The following is a 26,325-nucleotide window of genomic DNA, read 5'->3' as shown; positions in this document are numbered from 1 at the left end:
GGGCGTCCTCAGAACTTCAGCAGGCTGGCGTCGTCGACCGAGGCCGAGCGTCGGGTGCGGAAGATGGTCATGATGATCGCCAGTCCGACCACGACCTCGGCCGCGGCGACCACCATCACGAAGAAGGCGGCGACCTGGCCGTCGAGGTTGCCGTGCTGGTGGGCGAAGGCGACGAAGGCGAGGTTGCAGGCGTTGAGCATCAGCTCGACGCACATGAACACGACGATGGCGTTGCGCCGGGTGAGCACCCCGATCGAGCCGATCGTGAAGAGGATGGCTGACAGGACGACGTACGGCGTCAGTTCCATCAGTGGTCACCTCCCTGAGAGCCTTCAGTCACGGTGCCGTTCGCAGCACCGGGCCCGGTCGGGTCGTCGCCAGGGGACAAGCTGGCCGTGCCGATGGGCGCGGCGTTCTCCTCCGTGGAGCCGCTGGCGGCCGTCCTGCCGGCGGTCTCGGGCGCCTCGGCGGGCTCGACGCCCAGCTGGTCCTTGATCGCCTCGATGTCCTTGAGGCCGGTCGCCTGCATCGTGCCGCGCGCGGCGAGCACGCGGGACACCGACGCCGGGGCCGGGCTGCCGTCGGGCAGCAGGGCCGGGGTGTCGACGGCGTTGTGCCGGGCGTAGACACCCGGTGGCGGCAGCGGTCCGAGGTGGGCGCCGGTCTCGGCGTAGGCCCGGATCCGGTCGGCCGCGATGTCCGCCTGGGTACGACGCGGCGTGAGCCGCTCACGGTGCGCGAGCACCATCGCCCCCACCGCCGCGGTGATCAGCAGCGCGCTGGTGACCTCGAAGATGAAGACGTAGCGGGAGAACAGCAGGTTGGCCAGGGCCTGGACGTTGCCGCCCTCGTTCGCCTCGTCGAGCCCGACCGCCGTGCCGAAGGTGAGCTGCGTGAACCCGACGACCAGCACGACGACGAAGGCCAGGCCGGTGAACCAGGCGAGCGCGCGCTGGCCCTTGATCGTCTCGACGACGGAGTCGGACGCGTCGACGCCGACGAGCATCAGCACGAACAGGAAGAGCATCAGGATGGCGCCGGTGTAGACGATGATCTGCACCGCGAACAGGAAGGGCGCCTCGAGCACCGCGTAGAGCACGGCGAGGCTGATCATCACCACGGCCAGCAGCAGCGCGGCGTGCACGGCCTTGCGGACGAACAGCAGGCCCAGCGCCGCGACGACCATGATCGGCGCGAGGATCCAGAAGGCGGTCACTTGCCCGCCCCCTCGCCCGGGACGGCCGGCACGGGGACCGGCTGCTGGAAGTCGCCGCGGTAGTAGGCGTCGTCGTTGCCGAGCAGCTGCGCGTGCGGCGGCTCCTGCATGCCGGGCAGCAGCGGGGCGAGCAGGTCGGACTTCTCGTAGATCAGGCTGGCGCGGCTGTCGTCGGCCAGCTCGTACTCGTTGGTCATCGTCAGCGCCCGGGTCGGGCAGGCCTCGATGCACAGGCCGCAGAGGATGCAGCGCAGGTAGTTGATCTGGTAGACGCGGCCGTAGCGCTCGCCGGCGGAGTAGCGACCGGACTCGCCGTCGGCGAGGTCGTCGCGGTTCTCGGCGCCCTCGACGTAGATCGCGTCCGCGGGGCACGCCCACGCGCACAGCTCGCACCCGACGCACTTCTCCAGGCCATCAGGCCAGCGGTTGAGCTGGTGGCGGCCGTGGAAGCGCGGCGCGGTCGGCAGCTTCTCCTTCGGGTACTGCTCGGTGACGACCTTGCGGAACATCGTCCGGAAGGTGACCCCGAACCCGGCGACCGGGTCCCAGAGCTGTTCCTTGAGCGACGGGCCCTTCGGCCCGGACTGCCCCGGCTGCTCAGCCATTGCTCACCCCTGCATCGGTCGGCTGGACGGATGTGTGGTCGGTGCGGAACACCAGCGGCGCGGCCGCACCGCGGACGGCGCCGCCCGTCGGCATCGGCGGGACCGGGAAGCCGCCGGCACGCGGCGTACGGACCTGGGTCGGGGCCTCGGGCGTCTTCTCCGGCACCAGGAAGGTCACCAGCAGCACCACGAGGACGACGCCGATCATGATCATCCAGAACTGCGGGTTGCCGCTGAAGCCGTCCTCGAAGGCGCCCTCGTTGCGGGCGACCCGCATGGTCGCGACGGCGACGATCCAGACCAGCGAGATCGGGATCAGCCGCTTCCAGCCGAACGCCATGAACTGGTCGTAGCGCAGCCGCGGGAGCGAGCCGCGCAGCCAGATGAAGACGAAGATGAAGGACAGCACCTTGCCGAAGAACCACAGCACCGGCCAGTAGCCCTCGTTGGCGCCCGCCCAGAACTCGTCGATCCAGAAGGGCGCGTGCCAGCCGCCGAGGAAGAGCGTCGTGGCGAGCGCGGAGACGGTCGCCATGTTGATGTACTCGGCGAGGAAGAAGAGCGCGAACTTCAGGCTGGAGTACTCGGTGTGGAAGCCGCCGACCAGCTCGCCCTCGGCCTCGGGGAGGTCGAAGGGCGCACGGTTGGTCTCGCCCACCATCGCGATCGCGTAGATGACGAAGGACGGCAGCAGGATCAGGCCGAACCACAGGTCGTCCTGGGCGGCGACGATCTCGCTCGTCGACATCGACCCGGCGTACATGAACACCGCGACCAGGGCCAGGCCCATGGCGACCTCGTAGGAGATCATCTGCGCGCTCGAGCGCAGCCCGCCCAGCAGCGAGTACGTCGACCCGCTGGACCAGCCGCCGAGGACGATGCCGTAGATGCCGATCGACGCGATCGCCATCACGAACAGGACCGCCACCGGCATGTCGGTCAGCTGGAGCGGTGTGCGCTCACCGAAGAGCGTCACCTCCGGGCCGAACGGGATCACGCTGAAGGTCACGAACGCCGGCACCACGCAGATGACGGGCGCGAGCACGAAGACCACCTTGTCGGCGGCCTTCGGGATCAGGTCCTCCTTGAACGCCAGCTTCACGCCGTCGGCCAGCGACTGCAGCAGGCCGAAGGGGCCGTGCACGTTGGGGCCGATGCGGTGCTGCATCCGGGCCACGACCCGGCGCTCCCACCAGATGTTGAACAGCGTCAGGAGGACCAGGACCACGAAGACGAGGAGCGTCTTGACCAGGACGATCCACCAGACGTCGTTGCCGAACGCGCTGAGTGCCGTGTTCATCCGTGCGTCCCTTCCGCTCCGCTGATCGTGACCGTCGTCCCGGGCGACGCCAGGTCGGCGAGCACGCCGTTGCCGACCGAGTTGGCCGGCACCCACACGACGCCCTCGACGAGGTCGTCGGCGATCTCGGCCGGCAGCGTGATCGCGCCGCGGTCACCGGTGAGCGTGACGGTGGGCCCGTGGGCGTCGTACACCTCCCGGGTGACGAGCGCGACGGGCGTGCGGGCCGTGGCCTTGAGGTACTTGTCGCCGTCCTGGAGCGAGCCGTTGTCGAGCAGCTGCTTCCAGGTGGAGAGCGCGAGGGTGCCGGGGTCTCGTGACGGTCGCTGCGCGACCTCCTCGACCGCCGCTGCGACCCGCTCGCCGTCCCACGGACCCAGCTGGCCCATCTCGGCGCGGACCTCGTCGACGGTGCGGAAGCCGAGCGGGGCGCCCAGCTCGTCGGCGATGCCGGAGAGCGCGCGCAGCTCGGGCAGCGAGGACGGCTGGTGCAGCGCGGCCTCCCAGGACCGGACGCGGCCCTCCCAGTTGACGAAGGTGCCGGACTTCTCCGAGGTCGGGGCGACCGGGAAGACGACGTCGGCGGCGTCGGTGACCTCGGTGCGGCGGATGTCGAAGGCGACCACGAAGGGCGCCGCCGCGAGGGCGGCCCGGGTCGCGGCCGGGTCGGCCGTGTCGTCGGGGTCGACGCCCGCGACGACCAGGCCGCCGAGCTCGCCGGACGCGAGCGCGGCGACGATGCCGTCGGCGTCGCGACCGTCGGCCTCGGGCAGCGCGTCGACGCCCCAGGCCGTGGCGACGTCGACGCGGGCGGCCGCGTCGGCGACCGGACGGCCACCGGGCAGCAGGGTCGGCAGGCAGCCGGCCTCGAGCGCACCGCGGTCACCGGCACGGCGCGGCACCCAGGCCAGCCGGGCACCGCTGCTGGCGGCGACGGAGGCGGCGGCGCTCAGCGCGCCGGGCACGGTCGCGAGCCGCTCGCCCACGAGCAGCACGCTGGTCGCGTCGAGCTCGCCCGCGAGGGCCTGCAGCGCGGCGGGCTCGTCGCCGGGCGCGGTCGGGACCAGGCGCGCGGCGAGCTTGGCCAGCCCGCGGGTCGTGTACGGCGCCAGGCTGACCACCTCGGTGCCGCCCGCGAGGACCGACTTGCGCAGGCGCAGGAACACCGCGCCGGACTCGTCCTCGGGCTCCAGGCCCACGAGGACGACCTTCGCGGCGGACTCGAGGTCGTCGTACGTCACGGCGCCGCCGGCCGGTCCGGTGAGGACCACGTGGCTGGCCAGGAAGGAGGTCTCCTCCGCGGACAGCGGACGGGCCCGGAAGTCGATGTCGTTGGTGCCGAGCGCGACGCGCGCGAACTTGCTGTAGGCATAGGCGTCCTCGACGCTCAGCCGGCCGCCGGTGAGCACGCCGACGCCGCCGGCCGCCTTCGCGGCGGCGAGGCCGCGGGCCGCGACCACGAACGCCTCGGGCCACGACGCGGGGCGGAGGGTCCCGTCCTCGTCGCGCACCTGCGGGTAGCCGAGCCGGTCGTCGGCCTGCGTGTAGGCGAAGGCGAACCGGTCCTTGTCGGTGATCCACTCCTCGTTGACCGCCGGGTCGTTGCCGGCCTGCCGGCGCAGCACCTTGCCGCGGCGGTGGTCGACGCGGATCGCCGAGCCGCAGGCGTCGTGCTCGGCGATGCCGGGCGAGGAGACCAGGTCGAAGGGGCGCGAGCGGAAGCGGTACTGCTCCGAGGTGAGCGCGCCGACCGGGCAGATCTGGATGACGTTGCCGGAGAAGTACGACAGGAAGGGCGCGTCCTCGGCGATGCCGATCTGCTGCTGGGCGCCACGCTCGACGAGCGCGATGAACGGGTCGCCCGCGATCTCCTCGGCGAAGCGGGTGCAGCGCTGGCACACGATGCAGCGCTCGCGGTCGAGCAGCACCGTCGGCGAGAGGTTGATCGGCTTCGGGAAGGTGCGCTTCACGCCGCGGTTGCGCTCGTCGGAGAAGCGGGACTCACCGCGGCCGTTGGACATCGCCTGGTTCTGCAGGGGGCACTCGCCGCCCTTGTCGCAGACCGGGCAGTCGAGCGGGTGGTTGATGAGCAGCAGCTCCATCACGCCCTGCTGCGCCTTGTCGGCGACCGGGCTGGTGACCTGCGTGCTGACGACCATGCCCTCGGCCACCGGCAGCGTGCAGGAGGCCTGCGGCTTCGGGAAGCCGCGGCCGTTGCCCGCGTCGGGGACGTCGACCAGGCACTGGCGGCAGGCACCGACCGGGGCGAGCAGCGGGTGGTCGCAGAAGCGCGGCACCTGCACGCCGATCTGCTCGGCGGCGCGGATGACCAGGGTGTCCTTGGGGACGCTGACCTCGACGCCGTCGATGGTGAGGGTGACCAGGTCGGTCCTCTCGACACCACCGGTGGTCGAGCCTGTCGAAACCGTCATGCCGACACCTCCTGCCCGGCCCAGGCCGTGGACTTCGCGGGATCGAACGGGCAGCCGCCGTGCGAGAGGTGCGCGAGGTACTCGTCGCGGAAGTGCTGGATCGAGCTGGAGATCGGGCTCGTCGCACCGTCGCCGAGCGCGCAGAACGAGCGGCCCAGGATGTTGTCGCACTGGTCGAGCAGCTGGTCGAGGTCGGCCTCGCTGCCCTGGCCGTTCTCCAGCCGGGTGAGCGCCTGCACCAGCCACCACGTGCCCTCGCGGCAGGGCGTGCACTTGCCGCAGGACTCGTGCTTGTAGAACTCCGTCCAGCGCAGCACGGCGCGCACGACGCACACGGTCTCGTCGAACAGCTGCAGGGCGCGGGTGCCGAGCATCGAGCCGACCCCGCCGACGCCCTCGAAGTCGAGGGGTACGTCGAGGTGGTCGGCCGTGAGCAGCGGCGTGCTCGAGCCGCCGGGGGTCCAGAACTTCAGCTGGTGGCCCTCGCGGATGCCACCGGCCAGGTCGAGCAGCTCGCGCAGCGTGATGCCGAGCGGCGCCTCGTACTGGCCGGGCTTCTGCACGTGGCCCGACAGCGAGAAGATGCCGTGGCCCTTGGACTTCTCCGTGCCCATCGACGCGAACCAGGCCGCGCCCTTCTTCACGATCGCGGGGACCGAGGCGATGGACTCGACGTTGTTGATGACCGTCGGGCTGGCGTAGAGGCCGGCGACGGCGGGGAACGGCGGGCGCAGGCGGGGCTGGCCGCGACGACCCTCGAGGCCCTCCAGCAGGGCCGTCTCCTCGCCGCAGATGTAGGCACCGGCGCCGGCGTGGACGACGACGTCGAGGTCGTAGCCCGAGCCGTGGATGTCCTTGCCGAGGTGACCGGCGGCGTAGGCCTCGGCGACCGCGGCCTGCACCCGGCGGATCACGTGGACGACCTCGCCGCGGATGTAGATGAACGCCTTGTTGGCGCGGATGGCGTAGGAGCTGATGATCACGCCCTCGACGAGGACGTGCGGGTTGCCCATCATCAGCGGGATGTCCTTGCAGGTGCCCGGCTCCGACTCGTCGGCGTTGACGACGAGGTACTTCGGCTTCGGGTTGTCCTGCGGGATGAAGGACCACTTCATGCCGGTCGGGAAGCCGGCGCCGCCACGGCCGCGCAGGCCGCTGTCCTTGACGGCGGCGATCACGTCGTCGGGGCTCATCGCGAAGGCGGCGTCGAGGGCGTCGTACCCGCCCCTGGCGGCGTAAGTGGCGAGCTTCCAGCCCTGCTCGGCGTCCCAGGTGTCCGACAGGACCGGGGTCAAGGTGTCAGCCATCGGAGCCCTCCGCCTTCTTCTCCGCCTCGACGGCCGGGGTCGTGACCGCGTCAGGGGCGCTCCACCCGCGCTCGCGGGCGATCTCCAGGCCCACCAGCGACGCCGGGCCCGCCGTCGGGCCCTCGTCGACGCGGCCGTCCGGGAAGCCGGCGAGCACCCGCTCGGCCTCGCGCCAGGTGCACAGCTTCGGGCCGCGGGTCGAGCTCACGTCGTGGCCGGCGCGCAGCGCCTCGACCATCTGGACCGCCGAGTCCGGGGTCTGGTTGTCCATGAACTCCCAGTTGACCATCACGACCGGGGCGTAGTCGCACGCCGCGTTGCACTCGATGTGCTCGAGGCTCACCGTGCGCGAGTCGCCCTGGCGCTGGACGGCCACCTCGTCGTTGCCGACGTCGAGGTGGTCCTTGAGCCGGGCGAAGATCTCGTCGCCGCCCATCACCGCGCACAGCGTGTTGGTGCACACACCGACGTGGTAGTCGCCGACGCCGTGCTTCTTGTACATCGTGTAGAAGGTCGCGACGCCGTTGACCTCGGCGGGGCTGATGTCGAGGATCGCGGCGCAGGCCTCGATGCCCTCGGGAGTGATCCGCCCCTGCACCGACTGCACGAGGTGCAGCATCGGCAGCAGGCCCGAGCGGGCCTCCGGGTAGCGGGCCGCGATCTCGCGCAGCTCGCCGATCGTCTTGTCGTCAATCGGTGGGGTGCTCACCTGTCGACGCCTCCCATCACGGGGTCGATGCTCGCGATGGCGACGATGACGTCGGCGATCTGGCCGCCCTCGCTCATCACGCCCATCGCCTGGAGGTTGTTGAACGACGGGTCGCGGAAGTGCGCCCGGAACGGGCGCGTGCCGCCGTCGGAGACGACGTGCGCGCCGAGCTCGCCGCGCGGCGACTCGACCGGCACGTAGGCCTGGCCGGCCGGGACGCGGAAGCCCTCGGTCACCAGCTTGAAGTGGTGGATCAGCGCCTCCATCGACTCGCCCATGATGTGGCGGATGTGGTCGAGGCTGTTGCCCATGCCGTCGCTGCCGATGGAGAGCTGGCTCGGCCAGGCGACCTTCTTGTCGGCCACCATCACCGGCGCGCCCTCGAGGCGGGCCAGTCGGTCGGCGGCCTGCTCGATGATCCTCAGCGACTCGTGCATCTCGTTGAGGCGCACCCGGAAGCGGCCGTAGGAGTCGGCGGTGTCCCAGGTCTGCACGTCGAAGTCGTAGGTCTCGTAGCCGCAGTAGGGCTGCGCCTTGCGGAGGTCGAAGCCGTAGCCGGTGCTGCGCAGGACCGGCCCGGTGAGGCCGAGCGCCATGCAGCCCTCGAGGTCGAGGTGGCCGACGTTCTCCAGGCGGGCCTTGAAGATCGGGTTCGCGTTGCAGAGGGCGGCGTACTCCGGGAGGCGCTTCTTCATCAGCGCGACGAAGTCGCGGATCTGGTCGAGCGCGCCCGGGGGCATGTCCTGCGCGACGCCGCCGGGGCGGATGAACGCGTGGTTCATGCGCAGGCCGGTGATCAGCTCGAACAGGTCGAGGACCAGCTCGCGCTCGCGGAAGCCGATCGTCATGACCGTCAGCGCGCCGATCTCCATGCCACCGGTCGCGATGCAGACCAGGTGCGAGGAGATCCGGTTGAGCTCCATGAGCAGGACCCGCATGACCTGGGCCTTCTCCGGGATGTCGTCCTCGATGTCGAGCAGCCGCTCGACGCCCAGCACGTAGGTCATCTCGTTGAAGAACGGCGAGAGGTAGTCCATCCGGGTGCAGAACGTGACGCCCTGCGTCCAGGTGCGGAACTCCATGTTCTTCTCGATGCCGGTGTGGAGGTAGCCGATGCCGCAGCGGGCCTCGGTCACCGTCTCGCCCTCGATCTCGAGGATCAGCCGGAGCACGCCGTGCGTCGACGGGTGCTGCGGGCCCATGTTGACCACGACCCGCTCGGCCGCGTCGCCCTCGCCGAGGCCGGAGGCGATGTCGCCCCAGTCCTGGCCGGTGACCGTGAAGACCTTGCCGTCGCTGGTGTCGGCGGCCGGGTCGGCGTAGAAGTCGGTGCTCATCAGTTGTAGCTCCTCCGCTGGTCCGGCGGCGGGACGGTGGCGCCCTTGTACTCGACCGGGATGCCGCCGAGCGGGTAGTCCTTGCGCTGCGGGTGGCCGGGCCAGTCGTCGGGCATCAGGATCCGGGTCAGGGCCGGGTGCCCGTCGAACTGCAGGCCGAACATGTCCCAGGTCTCGCGCTCGTGCCAGTCGGCGGCGGGGTAGACCGCGACGACCGACGGGACGTGCGGGTCGGCGTCGGGAGCGCTGGTCTCCACCCGGATCCGCCGGTTCCACGTGTACGACGCCAGGTGGTAGACCGCGTGCAGCTCGCGGCCCGCGTCGCCGGGGTAGTGCACGCCGTTGACGCCGGAGAGGAACTCGAAGCGCAGCGCCGCGTCGTCGCGCAGCAGCTTCATCACGGCGACCAGGTTGTCGCGGTGGACGTGGAAGGTGATCTCGCCGCGGTGGATGACGACCTGCTCGATCAGCGGGTCGAGCTTGTCGGCGACCGCGTCGAACCAGCCGCCGTAGGGCCGCTGCGCGGCGCCCGGCAGTACGACGGGGGCGACCAGTCCGCCGTACCCGCTGGTGTCGCCGCTGCCCTTCACCCCGAACATGCCGTGGCGCTCGCCGACGGCGCGGACCTCCAGGCCCGGCTCGCCCAGCGCCTCGGGGGCGTTCTCGGGCGACTGCTCGGTGGCCGGCTGCTCGACGGCCTTGTCGGGGCCCTGCTTCTCGGCCGGCTTCTCGTCGCTCATCGGAGGAGTCCTCGCTGGTCGCCGGTCGGCAGCGTGACGAGGGCCTCGGCCTCGAGCTCGCGGATCTGGGCCTCGCGGTTCTTGCCGAAGGGGGTGTCGTGCTGGACCTTGTCGTGCAGCTTGAGGATCGCGTCGATCAGCATCTCCGGCCGCGGCGGGCAGCCGGGGAGGTACATGTCGACGGGGACGACGTGGTCGACGCCCTGGACGATCGCGTAGTTGTTGAACATGCCGCCGCTGCTGGCGCACACGCCCATCGCGAGCACCCACTTGGGCTCGGCCATCTGGTCGTAGATCTGGCGCAGCACCGGGGCCATCTTCTGGCTCACCCGGCCGGCGACGATCATCAGGTCGGCCTGGCGGGGGCTGGCGCGGAAGACCTCCATGCCGAAGCGGGCGAGGTCGTACTTGGGGCCGCCGCTGGTCATCATCTCGATGGCGCAGCAGGCCAGGCCGAAGGTCGCCGGCCAGAAGCTGGCCTTGCGCATGTAGCCGGCCAGGCCCTCGACCGTGCTCAGCAGGACTCCGCTGGGGAGCTTCTCCTCGATACCCATGGGTGCGTGTTCCTCCGGGTCAGTCCCAGTCGAGCCCGCCGCGACGCCACACGTAGGCGTAGGCGACGAAGACAGTGGCGATGAAGAGGACCATCTCGACCAGCCCGAACCACGCCATGTTGTCCAGCTGCATGGCCCACGGGTAGAGGAAGATGATCTCGATGTCGAAGACGATGAAGAGCATCGCGGTGATGTAGTACTTCACCGGGAAGCGGCCACTGAGGGCCTGCGGCGTCGGCTCGATGCCGCACTCGTAGGAGTCCATCTTCGCGCGGTTGTAGCGGCGCGGGCCCACCATCGTGCTCATCGCGACCGAGCCGACCGCGAACAACGCGGCGAGAGCGGCGAGCACCAGGACCGGTGTGTAGAGCTCCACTGAGCCTCCCTCTCGTGATCTTGTGAACAGAATCACTAGTGGCGTGGCACACATCCTGCCACTCCCCGGATGCGAGCGCACAGGGGGGTGGCGCAGACCACGTCGGGACGTCGATCCACCGTCTGACCTGCGGATTTAACGCATGAGAGGGTTGCGAAAATCGGCGGCCTCGGTACGCCTGTCGGCTCGCGGCCGGCAAGCCGTGACCTGACCCCGTCGAGTGGGCACGCACGAGATCGAGCCAGGGCCGAGAGCCCGGGGATCAGGCGTCGCGCGCCGCCGCGCCCACGCGGTCCAGCCACGCTTCCGGGAACAGCTGGCGCGGGACCATCAGCCAGCGCTTGGTGACGCGGTCGCGAGCGATCAGGACGACCGGGCCGAGGCGCGGGCGGCCGAAGCGCTCCCAGGCGAACTCCGCGCGACCACGGGCCGTGTGCAGGACGAGGCCGTCATCGGTGGCCTCCGCCGAGACCGTCGTACCGACCGGGTACGCCGTGCCGAGCACCTCGCGCGCGCCGCGCAGTGCCGAGTAGCCGGACCAGCCCAGCCACAGGGCGCCGACGGCGAGCAGCAGGAGCCCGAGGCCGCCACCGCTGAGCGCAGCCGCCACGAAGCCGATGCCGACCACGAGGACCGAGCCCGGGATGGCGACGGCCCGCCAGTGGTGGCGCGCGGTCGCGCGGACCAGCGCGTCCAGCTCGGGCTCGGTCGGCGTCCATTCCTGCTGCACGCAGGAATGATCACACGAGCCGCTCAGGCGGTCGCGCGGTGCAGGGCGACGATGCCGCCGGAGAGGTTGCGCCACTGCGCGCCGGTCCAGCCGGCGTCCTTGATCATCTCCGCGAGTCCCGCCTGGTCGGGCCAGGCGCGGATCGACTCGGCGAGGTACACGTAGGCGTCCGGCGACGAGGAGACGGCGCGCGCCACGGCGGGGAGCGTCTTCATGAGGTACTCGAGGTAGACCGTGCGCCACGGCGCCCAGGTCGGGTGGCTGAACTCGCACACGACCAGCCGGCCGCCCGGCCGGGTGACCCGGCGCATCTCCGCGAGGCCCGCGACCGGGTCGACGATGTTGCGCAGGCCGAAGGAGATCGTGACCGCGTCGAAGGTGTCGTCACGGAAGGGCAGCCTGGTGCCGTCGCCCGCGGTGAACGGCAGGTGCGGCAGCTGCTGCTTGCCGACCTGCAGCATGCCGACGGAGAAGTCGCACGGGATGACGGTCGCGCCGGCGTCCTGGAAGGGCTGGCTCGACGTACCGGTCCCGGCCGCGAGGTCGAGCACGCGGTCGCCGTACGACGGGTCGACGGCGGCCAGCACCTCCTTGCGCCAGCGCCGGTCCTGCCCGAACGAGAGGATGTCGTTGGTCAGGTCGTAGCGCCGAGCGACCGCATCGAACATGCGTCGGACGTCGGCGGGCTGCTTGTCGAGCTCTGCGCGGGCCACCCCGGAAGGGTATCGGCGGAAAATCGCGCGCAACCAACCGGTGGGTCGTGGCGTCTACAAGGGCATGAACACCAAAGCCCGCATCGCCCGCCGGATCACCCTGCTCACCGTGATCGCGGCCGTCTGCTCCGTCATGGCGTACGGCGTCGGCTGGGCCGTGCGCGGCGAGTCACTGCCCTGGGAGGACTCGCACCCGGCGGCCGCCCAGCAGCGCGACGACCAGCCGGTGGCGATGCCCCACGAGGACGGCACGGCCACGCCGTCGGACGACCCGTCGGACGACACGTCCGACGACCCGTCGGCAACGCCGTCCGACGAGCCGGACCCGAGCGAGGAGCCCGACCCGACGAAGGAGCCCGAGCCGAGCAAGGAGCCCGGCCCGCCCCCGGCCGGCCCGGCGCTGCTGTCCCCCGGCGACAAGGGGCCGGAGGTCCGCGACCTCCAGGCGCGGCTGAAGCAGATCGACTGGTTCAGCGGCGACGTGACCGACAACTACGGCGACGTGACGACCGAGGCGGTGCGCGGCTTCCAGGCCAAGCGCGGCTTCCAGGTCACCGGCGAGGTCGACCAGCGCACGCTGGACCGGCTGCACGAGATGACCCGCCAGCCGACGAAGGCGGAGCTGACCAACCAGCCCCCTCCGGGCGACGGCGGCAACACCCCCGGCCCGCTCGACGCGCGCTGCACCACCGGCCGCGTGCTGTGCATCGACAAGTCCAGCCGCACGCTGCGCTGGGTCGTCGACGGCGACGTGCGCAAGACGGTCGACGTGCGCTTCGGCTCGGCCGAGCTGCCGACCCGCGAGGGCGTCTTCTCGATCCAGCGCAAGAGCCGCGACCACGTCTCGACGATCTACCACACGTCGATGCCGTTCGCGATGTTCTTCTCCGGCGGGCAGGCGGTGCACTACTCACCGGACTTCGCGGCCCGTGGCTACAACGGCGCCTCGCACGGGTGCGTCAACGTCCGTGACCACGACGCCGTGGCCTGGCTCTACGACCAGGTCAACGTCGGCGACAAGGTCGTCATCTACTGGAGCTGAGCTCCGCCCGGACAGGAGCGGGCGGCGAGGATCAGTCCTCGCTGCCCGTCTTGCCGAGGACCAGCTCGAGGTAGTGGACGACCTCGTCGGGCGTGAGCCCGTTGCCGAACAGGTCGTAGGTGAGGCCGTCGCGCTCGGCGCGGCACTCGACCTGCTGGTAGTTCGACCCGGTCGGCTTCTCGCCCGTGGGGGCCCCGGTGGTCGGGTCGACCGCCTCGGCCCAGATCAGCGAGCAGCGGTAGCCGTCGATGACCTTGAGCTCGTAGTGGGTCCCCTGCTGGGAGGCCTGGAACGGGCCGCTGGGGATCACCAGGCCCGCGTCGCCGGGCACCACGGTGACGGCGAACTGGGCGGGACGCACCTGGGTCTGCGCGATCTGGCCCATCGCCTTGACGTCGATGTACGAGCGGGTGACCGCGGCGTCGTAGATCGCGGAGAGGTTGCTCGCGGCATCGGCGTCACCGGTCGCGGCGTTCTTCGCGACGGTCTCGAACTCGGTCGCCTGCTCGGCGGTCGCGCCCGCCTCCTCGGCCGTCACGGCGCCGAGCGCCACGAACCGGTCGTCGATCCGGTCCGGCAGCTTCGGCAGGTCCCCGGCGGACACCGAGGTGCCCGGGTCGTCGACGGCCTTCGGCAGGCCGACGCCGAACCCGACGGCACCGGCGAGGAGGACGGCGCCGGTGGCGACACCGGCGTAGGTGGAGCGTGCGATCGGCATTCGGCCATCATGCCTGTCGTTCCTGAGAGCCTGCCGAGGGGGCCTGACGGTCGAGACGACCGGCGCCGCCTACAGGTCGCTGCCGTCGGGGAGCCGGACGTAGTCGAGCCCGCGGGCGCCGAGCAGCCGCCCGAACTGCATGTCGACGATGCCGAGGCCCTCGGCGGAGTACACGCGGTCGTGGATGGCGACATTGCGACCGGCGCCGACGGCACGGGCGAAGTCGATGCCCTCGCTGGCCCGCATCCACGGTGCGCACACCGGCGCGAGGAGTACGTCGACCGGCACGCCCGGAACGGTGAGGGCGTCTCCCGGGTGAAAGACCGACTCCTCCCCCACCGTCATCAGGTAGCCGCTGTTGTGGAAGCGCGGCAGGTCCGGGTGGATCACCGCGTGCAGCTCGCCGATCGCGCGCACGCCGATCCCGCCGATGCTCCACGTCTCGTCGGGCGCGACCACGCGCACCCGCTCCGCGACGTCGGGTGCCGACTCGCGGATCTGCGCCGCGACGGCGGCGATCGTGAAGATCGGGGCGTCGGTGGCGCGGAGGTGGTCGGCGTCGTAGTGGTCCGGGTGCTCGTGGGTGATCAGCACCGCGTCGGCACCCTCCACCGACTCGCGCTGGCTCCACATGCCGGGGTCCAGGACCAGGGTCGTGCCGTCGTGCTCGATCCGGACGGCGGCGTGGCCGAACTTGGTCAGGCGCATGTGCCCACCGTAGCCGGAGGGCTCAGGAGCTCAGCCGGTCTGGTGGTGGACGTAGCACCAGCGCCAGTCCTCGCCCGGCTCCACCGAACGGATCACCGGGTGCTGGGTCTCGCGGAAGTGCGCAGTGGCGTGGCGTCCCGGCGAGGAGTCGCAGCAGCCGATCGTCCCGCAGGTCAGGCACATCCGCAGCGCCACCCACTGGGTCCCGTCGGCGAGGCACTGCGCGCACGCGAGGGCGGGCGGCGGGTCGAGCAGCGGCGTGGACTGCAGGTGCTCGCACCCGCCGGCGATGGGGCGGCTGGCGGCGGCCCTGATCTCCGCGCGCTGGGCGGCGGCGTGGTCGAGCATCGACTCCTCGACGTCGAGCATCGCCAGCACCTCGCTGACGATCTCCGACGGCACCTTGCCGGTGGAGCGGATCTCCAGCACGCGGCGCCGCTCCTCCTCGATCATCGCGCCGCGCCAGCGGGCGTAGAGGTCGCTGGGGCTCTCGAGGTCGGCGGTCGTGCCGAGCCGCTCCCACGCGGCGAAGTTGCGCTGCTCGATGCGCTGGATGATCAGGTCCCGCACCTGCAGCGGGTCCTCGTCCTCGGCCGCGAGGGCATCGAGCTTCTTGATGCCCGCCTTGGCCGCCTGCTGCAGCAGGGTCGCGCGGGCGAGCGCGTCGTCCTGGGCGTCGGGCCCCGGAACCCGCAGGGTGCGGGCGAGGGCGGGCAGGGTCATGCCCTGGCCGAGCAGGGTCCCCGCCACGACGGCGAAGGCGATGATCAGCAGCACCTCGCGGTGCTCGGTGTCCTCGGGGACCGTGAACGCCGCGGCGAGGGTGACCACGCCACGCATGCCGGCCCAGCCGATGAGGAAGGAGCTGCGCCACAGCATCGGCATCGGCTCACCGGTGCGGGCCTCGGGGCCACGGCGCAGCAGCAGTCCGCTGGCGGCGAAGACCCAGAGGAGGCGCAGCACCACGCAGGTGGCGAGGGCGGCCGCGCAGGCGATCGCGATGGTGCCGGCCCCGAACTCGCTCTCGCCGACCTCGCCGAGCAGCCAGTCGGCCTGCAGCCCGATCAGCAGGAAGACGGTGTTCTCCAGGACGTAGGCGATGGTGCGCCAGTTGGTGCGCTCGGCGATCCGCGACTGCGCGCTCTGCAGGATGGGCGCGACGTGCCCGAGCAGCAGGCCCGCGACGACGACCGCGACCACGCCGGAGGCGTGGATCTCCTCGGCCACGATGTACGACGCGAACGGGATCACCAGCGAGATGGCGGTGTCGAGCAGCGGGTCGGTGACCTTCTTGCGGATGAAGCCGACCACCAGGAACACCACGCCGCCGATCGCGGCGCCACCACCGGCGGCGATCACGAAGTCGAGGCCGACCTCCCACGCCGCGACCGTCGCGCTGAGCGCGCCGACGGCCGTCCGCAGCGCCACCAGCGCGCTGGCGTCGTTGAGCAGCGACTCCCCCTCGAGGATCGTCACGACCCGCCTCGGCAGGCCGATCCGGCGCCCGATCGCGGTCGCGGCCACGGCGTCCGGCGGCGCCACGACGGCGCCGATGGCCAGCGCCAGCGCCCAGTGCAGGTCGGGGATGACCAGCTTCACCACGGCTCCGACGCCGACGGTCGTGAACGCGACGAGCCCGACCGACAGCAGCAGGATCGGTCCGCGGTTGGCGTTGAAGTCGACGAGTGACGTGTTGACGGCGGCCGAGTAGAGCAGCGGTGGCAGCAGCCCCAGCAGCACGACCTCGGGCTCCAGCCGCAGCTCCGGCACGCCCGGGACGTACGACGCCGCGACGCCGACGACGACCAGCGTCAGGGGCGCGGGGATCTCGACCCGCTCGGACAGGGCGGTGACCGTCAGGACGACGACCGCAATGGCGACGAGCAGGAACGCGATCTCCACGGGACCTATTCTTCCGGGTCGGTCGCGAAGGATCGGATCCGCGCGTCCAGCTGCCGGCGGTCGGCCCGTCCGACGACCGCCTCGACGACCTCGATCCCGCCGTTCGGCGAGGCGAGCGCCTGCTCCAGCTCGGGCCGCGAGGTGACCCTCAGGTGCGGGACCCGCGCCGCCGCGCAGAGGCTGGCGAGGTCGGTGCCGTGGGGCGTCCCGAAGAGCCGCTCGAAGGAGGCCGCGTGCTCGGGTGCGCCCTGCTCGAGCATCGAGAAGATCGCGCCGCCGTCGTCGTTGGGCACCACGATCGTCAGGTCCGGACGGGGCTCGTCCGGGCCGAGGACCAGCGCCGTCTGGTCGTGCAGGAAGGTCAGGTCGCCCATCAGGGCGAGGTTCCGGGTCGACCCCTGACGGCCGAGCGCCGCGCCCACGGCCGTGCTGATGGTGCCGTCGATGCCGGCCAGCCCGCGGTTGGCGATCACCTTGCGCCGGCTGCCGACCGGGGTCGGCCGGGCCACCAGGTCGAGGTCCCGGATCGGGCTCGAGGCGCCGACGACGAGCAACCCGCCGGCGGGGAGCGCTGCGTGCGTGGCCGCCGCGACGTCGTACGGCGTCAGGGCGGGCTGCTCCGCGAGGAACCGGTCGACCCGGCGGGCCAGCGCGCGGTCCGCCGTACGCCACTCGTCGAGCCAGGCGGGGTCGTCCGGCCCGTCGCCGACCCAGCGGGGTGCGCCGATGGCGGTCGAGCCGGGAGGCGCCGGCGGCCAGACGCCGGGGCAGGGCACGACCAGCACCTCGACGTCCTCGCGCTCGAGGAGCCGGGTGACCGGCCGCGACAGGCTCGGCCGACCGAGGACGACGACCCGCTCGACGCGCGCGCCGAGATCCGTGCCGAGCAGGAGCCGGTAGGTGCGCAGCGCGTGGTCGCCCGTGCGCGCGCCGCTGCTCGGCTCCGCCAGCAGCGGCCAGCCCGCTGCCTCGGCCAGCTGGCGCGCCCGGGGACCGGCGTCGTCCCCGGCGACCACCACCGTCCGCGGCCCCTTCTGCAGGTCGGCCGGTTCGCCGTTCACCAACCATTCTTGTCGTGAATCCGCCGTTTCCACGACGAATTCGGTAGTTGCGTGGCCAACAGGAGCGGCGGGGACGAGGGGCGCGTCGAGCTGCAGGTTGAGGTGGAGCGGGCCGGCGGCGGTGACGGGGACGGCGTCGAGGGCGGCCACCGACGCGAGGTCGTGGGTGGTGACGAAGGGGCTGAAGATGCCGACCTGGTCGGTGGTCTGGTTGGCGCCGGTGCCGCGGAGCCGGGCCGGCCGGTCGGCGGAGACCACGACGAGGTCGATGCCGGAGTGGACCGCTTCGAGGACGGCGGGGTGGAGGTTGGCGACGGCGGTGCCGGACGTGGTGACGACCGCTGCCCGGGCGCCCGACTTGGTGAGCCCGAGCGCGAGGAAGCCCGCGGTGCGCTCGTCGATCCGCGTGTGCAGGCGCGGGCCGCCGGCCGGCGCGGCCGACCAGAGCGCGAGGAGGAGCGGCGCGTTGCGCGACCCGGGTGCGAGGACGACGTCCGTCACGCCGGCGCGGGCCAGCCAGGCCACGCACGCCTCGGCGAGGGCCGCAGCGCTGTCCGCGTCGGTGCTCATGGCCGACGATCCTCCCGCAACGCCCGCACGGCGGCGAGCCGGGCCTCCCAGTGCGCGACCCGATCCGGCGCCGCGCCCACCCCCGCCACCTTGTGTACGTCGACCGCGGGCCGTCGTACCGGCAGCGCCCCGTCCACGGGCAGGAGCGGCTCGGACACGACGTCCGCGGTGAGCAGCTGGACCGTGGCCAGCCCGCACGCGTGCGGCAGCGACGGCAGGGCGGCGGCGAGCGCGACCCCCGCCGCGATCCCGACCGAGGTCTCCAGCGCAGAGGACACGACGACGGGGAGCCCGATCCGCTCGGCGATCTCCAGGCAGGCGCGCACCCCGCCGAGGGGCTGGACCTTGAGCACCGCGATGTCGGCGGCCTCGAGGTCCCGCACGCGGTAGGGGTCCTCGGCCCGGCGGATCGACTCGTCCGCGGCGATCGGCACGTCGACGCGGCGGCGGACGCGGGCGAGGTCCTCGACGGAGGCGACCGGCTGCTCGACGTACTCCAGGCCGCCGGCGGCACGGTCCAGCCGGCCGATCGCGGCGACCGCTTCGTCGACGGACCAGCCGCCGTTGGCGTCGACGCGCACGTGGCCGCCGGGGCCGAGGGCGTCGCGCACGGCCTCGACGCGCGCCTCGTCGTCGGCGGTGGTCTGGCCCGGCTCGGCGACCTTCACCTTCGCGGTGCGGCAGCCGCCGGCGAGCACGATCTCGTGCGCGCGCTCGGGCCCGACCGCGGGCACGGTGACGTTGACCGGGACCGACGAGCGCAGTGGCGCCGGCCAGTCGCCCGCCATCGCCTCCTCGGCGCAGCGCAGCCACGGCTCGGCGACGTCCGGGGGGTACTCCAGGAACGGGCTCCACTCCCCCCAGCCCGCGGGACCGCGCAGCAGCGCGACCTCCCGCACGGTGATGCCGCGGAAGCGAGTGCGCATCGGGATGGCGACGACCTTCACGACGCGGTGTCCTCGAGGGCGAGCGCCCGGAGGGCCTGCCGGTCGGGCTTGCCGTTGGGCAGCAGCGGGATCGCGTCGAGCACCACCCACTGGCGCGGCGCCCAGGCCCGCGGGTGGGCGCCGGCGACCCAGTCGCGGAGCTCGTCGACGGACGGCCGGGGGTCTCGTGACGGTCGCTGGTCGACCTCCTCGGCCACCGGGGACCCGGGGACGACGAAGGCGACGACGCGGTTGCCCCACTCGTCGTCCGGTACGCCGAGCACCTCGACCTCCCCGATCGCCGGGTGCGCGCGCAGCCGCTCCGCCACCGCCGGTCCCGGCACGTTCAGCCCGCCGGTCACGATCACGTCGTCCAGCCGGCCGATCAGCGCCAGCCGGCCGTCCTCGTCGAAGCGGCCGGCGTCGGACGTCAGGAACCACCCGTCGACGAGCACCTCGCGGGTCAGGTCCGGCTGGCCGTCGTACCCGGAGAACAGGGTGGGCCCGGCGATCCGCACCCGGCCACCGGCGCCGAGGGCGACCGCGACGCCGTCGAGCGGGACGCCGTCGTACACGCACCCTCCGGCGGTCTCGGCCGAGCCGTAGGTCGCGACCACGTGCACCCCGGCCTCCTCCGCCCGCGCGCGCAGCGTGGCGCCGATCGGGCCGCCGCCGAGCAGCACCGTGTGCGCGCGGCGCAGCGCCGCGACGTCCGCCGGCGACGAGAGCATCCGGGTCAGCTGGGTCGGGACCAGCGAGGTGAACCAGCCCTCGCCGGCCGGCCACCCGTCCCGCTCGAGCAGGGTCGGCTCGTGGCCGGCGACGAGCGAGCGGAGCACGACCTGCACCCCGGCGACGTACGACGGAGGCAGGGCCAGCACCCACGGTCCGCTCGCGCCCAGCCGGGCCGCCGAGGCGCGGACCGAGGCGAGCACGGCGTCGCGTGGCAGCACGACCCGCTTCGGCGTCCCCGTGGACCCCGAGGTCGCGATGAGAAGCGGGACGTCGCCGGGTCCACCCAGCCAGGCGCGCGCCTGAGCGGCGACATCGGCGGGAGAACCGCCGGGGACCCAGAAATCCACGCGACAAAACCTAGTGCCAGGGAGAAGATGTCCGGCGATGAGCATCTCGGCCGAAGCGACGAAGCAGGGGTTCTGGCGGCGCCTGGTCCCACCGACCCCGATGTCGCGGCGCCTCGCCACGCAGTCGATCCTCTTCTCGACGGGCGAGGGCGCGTTCAACACCGGCAGCGCGGTCTTCCTCACCCAGGTCGTCGGGATGTCGGCGAGCAAGGTCGGTCTCGCGCTGACGATCGTCAACGTCGCCGAGTTCCTCATGGCCTACCCCGCCGGCCGGCTGGTCGACCGGCTCGGCCCGAAGCGGGTCTGGGCCGCGACGACCTGGGGCCGCGCGGCCTGCTTCGCGGCACTGCCCTTCGTCGGCTCCTTCGGTGAGTACGTCGCGGTCGGCATGTTCTTCGCGCTGTTCGGCTCGGCCGGGCACTCCAGCTACCAGGCCTACGTGGTCGACGTGCTCCCGCCGAAGGAGCGCGTCGAGACCCAGGCCTACCTCTACTCCTCGCTCAACCTCGGCTTCACCCTGGGCGCGATCATCGGTGGCATCGCGCTGGCGACCGACAGCCTCGAGGTGATCCGCTGGTCGCCGCTCTTCGCGGCGGTGCTGATGGGCTTCAACGGGTTCTGGATCGCGCGCCTGCCGGCGGCTCCGCACGACCTGCGCGTCGCGAGCGGCGAGGCGCGGGTGCGGCCGACGGGTCCCGGCCCGCTGCGCAACCCGGGCTGGATCCTGGTGACCTTCTGCCTCGGCGTCCTGTGGACCAACCAGACTCTGCTCAACGTGGTGATCCCGCTGTGGCTGGTCGAGGCGACGGACGCACCGCACGTGCTGCTGGCCTGGCTGTTCGGGACCAACACGGTGCTGTGCATCTTCCTGCCGGCGTACACGTCGAAGGGGGTGAAGGACCTGCGCGACGCGATGCGCTACGTCTGGATCTCGACCGCCTTCTTCGTCGTGTCCTGCCTGATCACGCTGGTCACCCACTCGACCGTCGGCCTGGTCACCGTGCTGCTGGTGTGGCTCGGCCACGTGACGGTGACCGGCGCCGAGCTGTTCATCTCCGGCGCGAGCTGGTCCTTCCAGGCCGAGCTGATGGACCCGAAGCGGCGCGGGGAGTACCAGGGCGTCGCCGACGTCAGCCGTGCGATGGGCTCGATGTGGGCGCCTGCGCTGTTCACCTTCCTCGCGATGCAGTGGGGCGAGGAGGGCTGGCTGGTGATCGCCGCGATCGTCACCGCCGCCACCGTGCTGACCGGTCCGTCGCTCGGGCTGGCCGTGCGCTTCCGCGACCAGCACTTCCCGGTCAGTCCGGAGCCGGAGACCCAGCCAGCAGCTCCCTGACCCGGGCGAGCACGCGCCGGGTCGTGGCGAGGTCCTCCTCGCCGAACTCCTCACGCAGCATGTCCTCCACCTCGAGGATGTGGTCGAAGCCGCCCTGGGCGACCTTCCGTCCGTAGTCGGTGTACCGCACGATCTTGGCGCGCCGGTCGGACGGGTCCGGGACCATCTCCACGATCCCGAGCCGGGCCATGTCGCGGACCACCTCGCCCATCGACTGACGGGTGATCCCCGCTCGTGTCGCCATGTCAGCGGCTCGTGCGCCCTCCGGCGGGAGGGTCGCGAAGACGGCGTCGTGGGCTCCCGCGAGCTCGGTGAAGCCGCGGGCGTGCGCGCTCGTGAGCATGTCGTTGCGCAGCGCCCGGGCGCACTTGTCCGCGAGCGCGATGAACGGCTCGAAGTGCGGTCGCTCGAGATCCGGCTGCTCGGAGGCTCTTGACATTGACAGGCTACCTTCCAATAATCGACAGGCAGCCTTACTTTATCAGGAGATGCCATGGACACCCAGACCCGCACCGCACCGGTCGCCGCCGAGGTCGCCCGCCTGTTCCGCCCGCGGCACCGCACCACCCGGGTCGCAGTCGAGCAGGAGCTCTTCGCCCTCGACCTCTTCAACGGCAGCAGCGCCGCCCCCGACCGGGTGCGCCGCGCGAGCGCCGGGCGCCCCTACGAGCCCTGGCTGGCGTTCGAGCCGGGCGGCCAGGTCGAGCTGAGCCTGCCGCCGGCCGCATCGGCGGAGCAGGCCGGCACCCACCTCGTCGCGGCGACCTGCGCGCTCGCCCGCGACCTGCAGGGCGACGGCGTCGTCCTCTCCTCGCTCCCGGTCCGGGCGGCGGACCCGGCGACACCGCGCCACCTCCGCACTCCCCGGTACGACGCCATGGAGCACCACCTCGACACGATCGGCCCGGCCGGACGCCGGATGATGCGGTCCACCGCCTCGACCCAGCCCTGCCTGGACTGGTGGCCCGGGCAGGCCGGCCGCGAGCAGTGGCGGCTCCTGCTCCTGGCGGCCCCCTTCATCGCCGCGGCCACGGCACGCAGCACCGGTCCGACCGGGCGGCTGACCACCTGGCTCGCCGTCGACCCCGGCCGCACGGCCTTCGACGACCGGCTGCTCCACGGCGACGACCCGGTCGCCGCCTACGCCCAGTTCGCCGCGGGAGCGACCCGCTTCGTCGACGGCGACCCCGCCCACCTCAGCACCCTCTTCCCGCCCGTCCGGCCCCGTGGGCGCTACCTGGAGGTCCGCTTCCCCGACGCCCAGCCGACCCGCCGCGTCGGCAGGCTGCTGCAGGCCCTCGCCGCCCTCCTGTACGACGACGCCCGGCGTCGTACCGCCCTCGCCTCGCTCGCGGGCGAGCAGCGGCGGCTCGCCGACCACTGGGCTGCGGCCGCGGCCGGGACCGGCGACGTGGAGCGCGGCCTGGCCCTGCTCGACTGGCACCCCGACGTGCTCCGGGAGGCATCATGAGCATCCTCGTCGTCGCCGACCCGTGGGCCGGCCTGGACCCGTCCATCGACGCGACCGTCGGGCTGGTCGCGGCGGCCCAGGACCTCGGTGTGGCCGTGCGGGTCTGCACCCCCGAGGACCTCTCGGTGGTCGCCGGCCGGGTGCGCGCGACCGCGAGGCCGGTGACCCTCGGGCCGCGTGCCCGCGGGGCCGACCACCGCTGGCTGGTCGGCACCCCGTGGTCGCGGCTCGGCACGCCGCAGGTCGTCGACGTCGCCGACGCCGTCCAGCTCGTCCTGCTCCGCATCGACCCGCCCGTCGACGACCGCTACCTGCGCACCACCCACCTGCTCGACCTCGTCGAGTCCGCGGGCACCCGGGTCGTCAACCGGCCCGCCGGGGTGCGGGCCCTGCAGGAGAAGCTCCTCGCCCTGCACTTCCCGGAGCTCTGCCCGGCGACGCTCGTGACCGCCGACCCGGCGGAGGTGCGGCGCTTCGTCGCCGCGCACGGGGCCGCGGTCGTGAAGCCGGTCGACGGCTTCGGCGGCCTGGACGTGTGGCTGCTCCGCGACGACGGTGCGGCGCTGGCGCTGGCCCAGTCGGCGACCGGCGGCGGACGACGGCACGTGGTCGCGCAGGAGTACCTCGCCGCCGTACAGGAGGGGAACAAGCGGCTCTTCCTGCTCGACGGCGAGGTGGTCTGCGCGGTGCTGCGCCACCCGTCGCCCGGCGACTTCCGGATCGACGCCCCCTCCGCGCCTGCGGTCGTCGACGACGCCGACCGCCGCATCGTCGCCGCAATCGCCCCGCTGCTCGCCCGGCACGGCGTCGCGATGGCCGGGCTCGACGTGATCGACGGCCGCCTGATCGAGGTCAACGTGACCTGCCCCGGCGGCACCGCCAAGGCCGACGCCCTGCTCGGCACCGACCTGTCCGGCGCGTACGTGCGCCGGCTCCTCCACCTCGAGAGCTCCACCCGACAGAAAGTGATGGCCGCGTCATGAGCACCACCGTGATCACCTGCATCGCCCTCATGGGCATCCTGCTGTTCGTCCTCGGCGCCAACGTCACCCGACACCGCGCGATGCGCGGCGCGAACGGGCCGCAGATGCCGACCGACCCGGCCGACCGCCTGCTCATCGCCCAGCGCGCCCACGGCAACGCCGCCGAGTACGTGCCGACCCTCGTCGTCCTGCTCGTCGTCTGCTCGACGCTCACCGACGGGTGGTGGCTCGACGCCCTGGCGATCGTGGCCGCGGCAGCCCGCCTCCTGCACGCCTACGGGATGCTGTCGGCGAAGACCCTCGCCGCGCACGGCCCGGTGCGCGACTCGGGGGCGATGTTCACCTACGCCTCCGGCATCGCCCTCGGCGTCACGGCACTCGTCGCGATGTGAGCGGCGTACGACGCCCGGTGATCGGCATCGCCGGCCACCACCAGCTCGTCCCGCGACCGTTCGGCGAGCTGCCGGTGCACGGCGCGGCCGCGGCGTACGCCGCCGCCGTCACCGCGTGCGGGGGCCGGCCCGTCGTCGTACCTCCCGGCGCCGGGCCCGGCCTGCTGGACGTCCTCGACGGCGTGGTGCTCACCGGCGGCGACGACGTCGGGGCGGACCCCGCCCGCGACGCGGACGAGACGGCGCTCGTCCGCGCGGTCGTGGCCGCCGGCGTACCGCTGCTCGGCGCGTGCCGCGGGTTGCAGGTGATGGCGGTCGCCCTCGGCGGGGTCCTCGACGACGTGACCGGCCATTGCCGGCCGGCGGCCGGCCACGCCGTGACGACACGGCCCGGCTCCGTGGTGCACGGCCTGGTCGGCGCGGCCGTGACGACCACCGCCCTGCACCGACAGGCCGTCGCAGCTCCCGGACGGCACTGGCGGGCGACGGCGTGGGCGATGGACGGCACGATCGAGGCGATCGAGGCGACCGATCCGGCGCTCCCCGCCCTGGGCGTGCAGTGGCACCCCGAGCTGTTCTGGAACGATGCTCCCCAGGACCCCACCGGGCCGGCGGTCTTCGCCTGGCTGGTGCGGCTCGCCGAAAATGGTTCGACAGGAGCCCGACGGCGCGCGTAGAATTGTCTTGATGTCAAGATATATCTCGGACCGCATCGCCCGCCTGGCCGGCCCCACTCCCCTGGTCCGGCGGCTGTCCGCGCAGTCGGTGCTCTCGGCGTTCGGCGACGGCGTCTTCCTCACCGGCAGCGCGGTCTTCTTCACCCAGATCGTCGGGCTCTCCGCGGCCCGGGTCGGCCTCGGCCTCTCGATCGCCGGAGCCGTCACCTTCCTGCTCGCGGTGCCGCTCGGCAAGCTCAGCGACCGGTTCGGCGCCAAGCGGGTCTGGGCGCTCGCCTCGCTCGTCGAGGCGCTGCTCTACCTCGCCTGGCTCGCCGTCGGCGGCTTCGCCACCTTCGTCGCGATGCTCGTCGTCCTCGAGCTGGTCGTGACGACGAGCCGGTCCGCCCGCAACGCCTACCGCTTCGACATCTTCCCGCGGGAGGAGCGGGTCTCCTCCAACGCCTACTTCCGCGCGGCCCGCAATGTCGGCTACACCCTCGGCGCGCTGCTCGCCGGCGTCGCGCTCGCGACCAACGACGACGCCATGATCCGCGCCGTCCCGGTCGCCACCGCCGCCCTCCTCGTCCTCAACGCCGTCCTCGTCTCCCGGATGCCGTCCGTCATCCACCACACCGAGGAGGCACCACTCGAGGCCGCCCTCGAGACGGTGCTGGACGGCGGGAAGGGCGACAAGCGCAGCGCCCTGCGCAACCGCGGCTACGTCGCCATGGCCGTCCTCGGCGGCGTCCTCGGCACCCACCAGGTGCTCCTCAACGTGGTGATCCCGCTGTGGCTGGTCGAGGAGACCGACGCCCCGCGCGTGCTGCTGGCCTGGCTGTTCGGCACCAACACCGTGATGGCCGTGCTGCTGCAGGTGGCGGCGGCCCGCGGCATCACCACGGTCGCCGACTCGCTGCGCGCCCAGCGCCGCGGCGCCTTCTTCTTCGTGCTCTCCTGCGGCATCGTGCTGGTCACCCACGACACCGTCGGCTGGGTGACGATCGTGCTGGTCTGGGTCGGCCACGTCACGGTCACCGGCGCCGAGCTCTTCCAGTCGGCCGGCGAGTGGGGCCTGCAGGCCGAGCTCTCCGACCCCGCCCGCCGCGGCGAGTACCAGGGCGTCTCCCAGCTCGGCTACACCCTCGGCACGGTCTGGGCGCCCGCCCTCTACACCTTCCTGGCCATGCACTGGGGTGCCCAGGGCTGGCTGGTGATCGCCGCGATCGTGCTCCTCGCCGCCGTGCTGATCCACCCCGCCGCCCGGGCCGCCGAACGACACCTGACCCGGATGGGAGTGCCGGCCCCCGAGCCTGCCTGACCTCATCGCGCCGCCCTGCGACGGCCGGGCGGCCCCACAGGGGCGCGCTGGCTGCGTTGCCGACGCTCGACAGTCGGCCAGACTGCCGTCGCGCCGGGCGCCTGCATCACACCCATCTGGACCCGCCCAACTCGTCGC

Annotated in this window: 27 protein-coding genes; 7 read left to right on the top strand and 20 right to left on the bottom strand. The window is 72.5% G+C overall.

Annotation, left to right across the window (positions count from 1 at the left end; genetic code table 11):
- Positions 1-8: 8 nt before the first annotated feature.
- From nuoK to BJ993_RS13235, 13 genes are all read right to left on the bottom strand, one after another.
- Positions 9-308 (bottom strand): NADH-quinone oxidoreductase subunit NuoK, encoded by a 300-nt coding sequence (gene nuoK, locus BJ993_RS13295; protein WP_179649177.1) that lies wholly within the window; start codon positions 306-308, stop codon positions 9-11.
- The gene (locus BJ993_RS13290) at positions 308-1,216 is read right to left on the bottom strand and encodes an NADH-quinone oxidoreductase subunit J (RefSeq protein WP_179649175.1); all 909 of its coding nucleotides are present in this window, start codon (positions 1,214-1,216) and stop codon (positions 308-310) included. The genes nuoK and BJ993_RS13290 overlap by 1 nt, the downstream gene beginning before the upstream one ends.
- A complete protein-coding gene (gene nuoI / locus BJ993_RS13285) occupies positions 1,213-1,821 on the bottom strand; it encodes an NADH-quinone oxidoreductase subunit NuoI (protein ID WP_051932860.1) in 609 nt (202 codons plus the stop codon). Before nuoI ends, BJ993_RS13290 begins: the two co-directional genes overlap by 4 nt.
- On the bottom strand, positions 1,814-3,121 hold the full coding sequence (gene nuoH / locus BJ993_RS13280; protein ID WP_051932859.1) for an NADH-quinone oxidoreductase subunit NuoH: 1,308 nt from the start codon (positions 3,119-3,121) through the stop codon (positions 1,814-1,816). Before nuoH ends, nuoI begins: the two co-directional genes overlap by 8 nt.
- Positions 3,118-5,553: an NADH-quinone oxidoreductase subunit G gene (locus BJ993_RS13275; protein WP_179649173.1), complete on the bottom strand. Its 2,436-nt coding sequence runs from the start codon at positions 5,551-5,553 to the stop codon at positions 3,118-3,120. Before BJ993_RS13275 ends, nuoH begins: the two co-directional genes overlap by 4 nt.
- Positions 5,550-6,860, bottom strand: coding sequence for an NADH-quinone oxidoreductase subunit NuoF (nuoF, locus tag BJ993_RS13270; protein ID WP_179649171.1), 1,311 nt, complete (start codon positions 6,858-6,860; stop codon positions 5,550-5,552). The genes BJ993_RS13275 and nuoF overlap by 4 nt, the downstream gene beginning before the upstream one ends.
- Positions 6,853-7,569, bottom strand: coding sequence for an NADH-quinone oxidoreductase subunit NuoE (nuoE, locus tag BJ993_RS13265; protein ID WP_179649169.1), 717 nt, complete (start codon positions 7,567-7,569; stop codon positions 6,853-6,855). The genes nuoF and nuoE overlap by 8 nt, the downstream gene beginning before the upstream one ends.
- Positions 7,566-8,906, bottom strand: a complete 1,341-nt coding sequence (locus tag BJ993_RS13260) for an NADH-quinone oxidoreductase subunit D (protein WP_036550207.1) — start codon at positions 8,904-8,906, stop codon at positions 7,566-7,568. The genes nuoE and BJ993_RS13260 overlap by 4 nt, the downstream gene beginning before the upstream one ends.
- The gene (locus BJ993_RS13255; protein ID WP_036550205.1) at positions 8,906-9,646 is read right to left on the bottom strand and encodes an NADH-quinone oxidoreductase subunit C; all 741 of its coding nucleotides are present in this window, start codon (positions 9,644-9,646) and stop codon (positions 8,906-8,908) included. Before BJ993_RS13255 ends, BJ993_RS13260 begins: the two co-directional genes overlap by 1 nt.
- Positions 9,643-10,200, bottom strand: coding sequence for a NuoB/complex I 20 kDa subunit family protein (locus BJ993_RS13250; RefSeq protein WP_036550203.1), 558 nt, complete (start codon positions 10,198-10,200; stop codon positions 9,643-9,645). Before BJ993_RS13250 ends, BJ993_RS13255 begins: the two co-directional genes overlap by 4 nt.
- 19 nt (positions 10,201-10,219) lie before the next feature.
- Positions 10,220-10,576: an NADH-quinone oxidoreductase subunit A gene (locus tag BJ993_RS13245; protein WP_036550201.1), complete on the bottom strand. Its 357-nt coding sequence runs from the start codon at positions 10,574-10,576 to the stop codon at positions 10,220-10,222.
- Between the two features lie 262 nt (positions 10,577-10,838).
- Positions 10,839-11,306: a hypothetical protein gene (locus BJ993_RS13240; RefSeq protein WP_179649167.1), complete on the bottom strand. Its 468-nt coding sequence runs from the start codon at positions 11,304-11,306 to the stop codon at positions 10,839-10,841.
- Between the two features lie 23 nt (positions 11,307-11,329).
- Positions 11,330-12,019, bottom strand: a complete 690-nt coding sequence (locus tag BJ993_RS13235) for a demethylmenaquinone methyltransferase (RefSeq protein ID WP_036550198.1) — start codon at positions 12,017-12,019, stop codon at positions 11,330-11,332.
- Between the two features lie 64 nt (positions 12,020-12,083).
- On the opposite strand from BJ993_RS13235, the gene BJ993_RS13230 reads away from it, so the two are divergent.
- Complete coding sequence (locus BJ993_RS13230; protein ID WP_242530484.1) at positions 12,084-13,061, top strand: L,D-transpeptidase family protein; 978 nt, start codon at positions 12,084-12,086, stop codon at positions 13,059-13,061.
- Positions 13,062-13,092: 31 nt separating this feature from the next.
- On the opposite strand, the gene BJ993_RS13225 is transcribed toward BJ993_RS13230, so the two are convergent.
- The 6 genes from BJ993_RS13225 to BJ993_RS13200 all read right to left on the bottom strand — a co-directional run bounded on the left by BJ993_RS13225 (position 13,093) and on the right by BJ993_RS13200 (position 20,028).
- Positions 13,093-13,779 (bottom strand): hypothetical protein, encoded by a 687-nt coding sequence (locus BJ993_RS13225; protein ID WP_179649165.1) that lies wholly within the window; start codon positions 13,777-13,779, stop codon positions 13,093-13,095.
- A gap of 69 nt (positions 13,780-13,848) precedes the next feature.
- Positions 13,849-14,487: an MBL fold metallo-hydrolase gene (locus BJ993_RS13220; protein ID WP_036550195.1), complete on the bottom strand. Its 639-nt coding sequence runs from the start codon at positions 14,485-14,487 to the stop codon at positions 13,849-13,851.
- 30 nt (positions 14,488-14,517) lie between these two features.
- Positions 14,518-16,389 carry a Na+/H+ antiporter gene (locus BJ993_RS13215; protein WP_179649163.1) on the bottom strand — a complete coding sequence of 624 codons (1,872 nt, stop codon included), beginning with the start codon at positions 16,387-16,389 and terminating at the stop codon, positions 14,518-14,520.
- 5 nt (positions 16,390-16,394) lie between these two features.
- A complete protein-coding gene (gene menD / locus BJ993_RS13210) occupies positions 16,395-18,020 on the bottom strand; it encodes a 2-succinyl-5-enolpyruvyl-6-hydroxy-3-cyclohexene-1-carboxylic-acid synthase (RefSeq protein ID WP_179649161.1) in 1,626 nt (541 codons plus the stop codon).
- Positions 18,017-18,946, bottom strand: a complete 930-nt coding sequence (locus tag BJ993_RS13205) for an o-succinylbenzoate synthase (RefSeq protein ID WP_218865096.1) — start codon at positions 18,944-18,946, stop codon at positions 18,017-18,019. Before BJ993_RS13205 ends, menD begins: the two co-directional genes overlap by 4 nt.
- Before the next feature lie 17 nt (positions 18,947-18,963).
- Positions 18,964-20,028: an AMP-binding protein gene (locus tag BJ993_RS13200; RefSeq protein ID WP_308645563.1), complete on the bottom strand. Its 1,065-nt coding sequence runs from the start codon at positions 20,026-20,028 to the stop codon at positions 18,964-18,966.
- Between the two features lie 37 nt (positions 20,029-20,065).
- Here BJ993_RS13200 and BJ993_RS13195 point away from each other — a divergent pair, with 37 nt between their 5' ends.
- Positions 20,066-21,364, top strand: a complete 1,299-nt coding sequence (locus BJ993_RS13195; RefSeq protein WP_179649154.1) for an MFS transporter — start codon at positions 20,066-20,068, stop codon at positions 21,362-21,364.
- On the opposite strand, the gene BJ993_RS13190 is transcribed toward BJ993_RS13195, so the two are convergent.
- Positions 21,327-21,803: a MarR family winged helix-turn-helix transcriptional regulator gene (locus tag BJ993_RS13190; RefSeq protein WP_179649152.1), complete on the bottom strand. Its 477-nt coding sequence runs from the start codon at positions 21,801-21,803 to the stop codon at positions 21,327-21,329. The two genes, BJ993_RS13195 and BJ993_RS13190, sit on opposite strands and share 38 nt — an antisense overlap.
- 54 nt (positions 21,804-21,857) lie before the next feature.
- Here BJ993_RS13190 and BJ993_RS13185 point away from each other — a divergent pair, with 54 nt between their 5' ends.
- From BJ993_RS13185 to BJ993_RS13165, 5 genes are read left to right on the top strand one after another with little or no spacing between them, the layout of a single operon-like run.
- Positions 21,858-22,835, top strand: a complete 978-nt coding sequence (locus BJ993_RS13185) for a glutamate-cysteine ligase family protein (protein WP_179649151.1) — start codon at positions 21,858-21,860, stop codon at positions 22,833-22,835.
- Complete coding sequence (locus BJ993_RS13180; RefSeq protein WP_179649150.1) at positions 22,832-23,818, top strand: ATP-grasp domain-containing protein; 987 nt, start codon at positions 22,832-22,834, stop codon at positions 23,816-23,818. Before BJ993_RS13185 ends, BJ993_RS13180 begins: the two co-directional genes overlap by 4 nt.
- A complete protein-coding gene (locus BJ993_RS13175; RefSeq protein ID WP_036550175.1) occupies positions 23,815-24,210 on the top strand; it encodes an MAPEG family protein in 396 nt (131 codons plus the stop codon). Before BJ993_RS13180 ends, BJ993_RS13175 begins: the two co-directional genes overlap by 4 nt.
- Entirely contained in the window at positions 24,207-24,887 is a 681-nt protein-coding gene (locus BJ993_RS13170; protein WP_179649149.1) for a gamma-glutamyl-gamma-aminobutyrate hydrolase family protein, read from the top strand. Before BJ993_RS13175 ends, BJ993_RS13170 begins: the two co-directional genes overlap by 4 nt.
- A 10-nt stretch (positions 24,888-24,897) precedes the next feature.
- Positions 24,898-26,187 carry an MFS transporter gene (locus BJ993_RS13165; RefSeq protein ID WP_179649148.1) on the top strand — a complete coding sequence of 430 codons (1,290 nt, stop codon included), beginning with the start codon at positions 24,898-24,900 and terminating at the stop codon, positions 26,185-26,187.
- The last annotated feature ends 138 nt before the right edge of the window (positions 26,188-26,325 follow it).

It is taken from the genome of Nocardioides aromaticivorans (assembly GCF_013408525.1).
GTDB classification, from domain to species: domain Bacteria; phylum Actinomycetota; class Actinomycetes; order Propionibacteriales; family Nocardioidaceae; genus Nocardioides; species Nocardioides aromaticivorans.
This window is presented reverse-complemented; position numbering and strand designations above follow the sequence as displayed.

Coding starts and splice junctions, on each gene's coding strand:
- BJ993_RS13195 (WP_179649154.1), top strand. CDS start 20,066: ATGAGCATCTCGGCCGAAGCGACGAAGCAGGGGTTCTGGCGGCGCCTG.
- BJ993_RS13165 (WP_179649148.1), top strand. CDS start 24,898: ATGTCAAGATATATCTCGGACCGCATCGCCCGCCTGGCCGGCCCCACT.
- BJ993_RS13185 (WP_179649151.1), top strand. CDS start 21,858: ATGGACACCCAGACCCGCACCGCACCGGTCGCCGCCGAGGTCGCCCGC.
- BJ993_RS13180 (WP_179649150.1), top strand. CDS start 22,832: ATGAGCATCCTCGTCGTCGCCGACCCGTGGGCCGGCCTGGACCCGTCC.
- BJ993_RS13250 (WP_036550203.1), bottom strand. CDS start 10,200: ATGGGTATCGAGGAGAAGCTCCCCAGCGGAGTCCTGCTGAGCACGGTC.
- menD (WP_179649161.1), bottom strand. CDS start 18,020: ATGAGCACCGACGCGGACAGCGCTGCGGCCCTCGCCGAGGCGTGCGTG.
- BJ993_RS13255 (WP_036550205.1), bottom strand. CDS start 9,646: ATGAGCGACGAGAAGCCGGCCGAGAAGCAGGGCCCCGACAAGGCCGTC.
- nuoF (WP_179649171.1), bottom strand. CDS start 6,860: ATGGCTGACACCTTGACCCCGGTCCTGTCGGACACCTGGGACGCCGAG.
- BJ993_RS13205 (WP_218865096.1), bottom strand. CDS start 18,946: ATGCGCACTCGCTTCCGCGGCATCACCGTGCGGGAGGTCGCGCTGCTG.
- nuoI (WP_051932860.1), bottom strand. CDS start 1,821: ATGGCTGAGCAGCCGGGGCAGTCCGGGCCGAAGGGCCCGTCGCTCAAG.
- BJ993_RS13220 (WP_036550195.1), bottom strand. CDS start 14,487: ATGCGCCTGACCAAGTTCGGCCACGCCGCCGTCCGGATCGAGCACGAC.
- BJ993_RS13175 (WP_036550175.1), top strand. CDS start 23,815: ATGAGCACCACCGTGATCACCTGCATCGCCCTCATGGGCATCCTGCTG.
- BJ993_RS13260 (WP_036550207.1), bottom strand. CDS start 8,906: ATGAGCACCGACTTCTACGCCGACCCGGCCGCCGACACCAGCGACGGC.
- BJ993_RS13190 (WP_179649152.1), bottom strand. CDS start 21,803: ATGTCAAGAGCCTCCGAGCAGCCGGATCTCGAGCGACCGCACTTCGAG.
- nuoH (WP_051932859.1), bottom strand. CDS start 3,121: ATGAACACGGCACTCAGCGCGTTCGGCAACGACGTCTGGTGGATCGTC.
- nuoK (WP_179649177.1), bottom strand. CDS start 308: ATGGAACTGACGCCGTACGTCGTCCTGTCAGCCATCCTCTTCACGATC.
- BJ993_RS13230 (WP_242530484.1), top strand. CDS start 12,084: ATGAACACCAAAGCCCGCATCGCCCGCCGGATCACCCTGCTCACCGTG.
- BJ993_RS13225 (WP_179649165.1), bottom strand. CDS start 13,779: ATGCCGATCGCACGCTCCACCTACGCCGGTGTCGCCACCGGCGCCGTC.
- BJ993_RS13275 (WP_179649173.1), bottom strand. CDS start 5,553: ATGACGGTTTCGACAGGCTCGACCACCGGTGGTGTCGAGAGGACCGAC.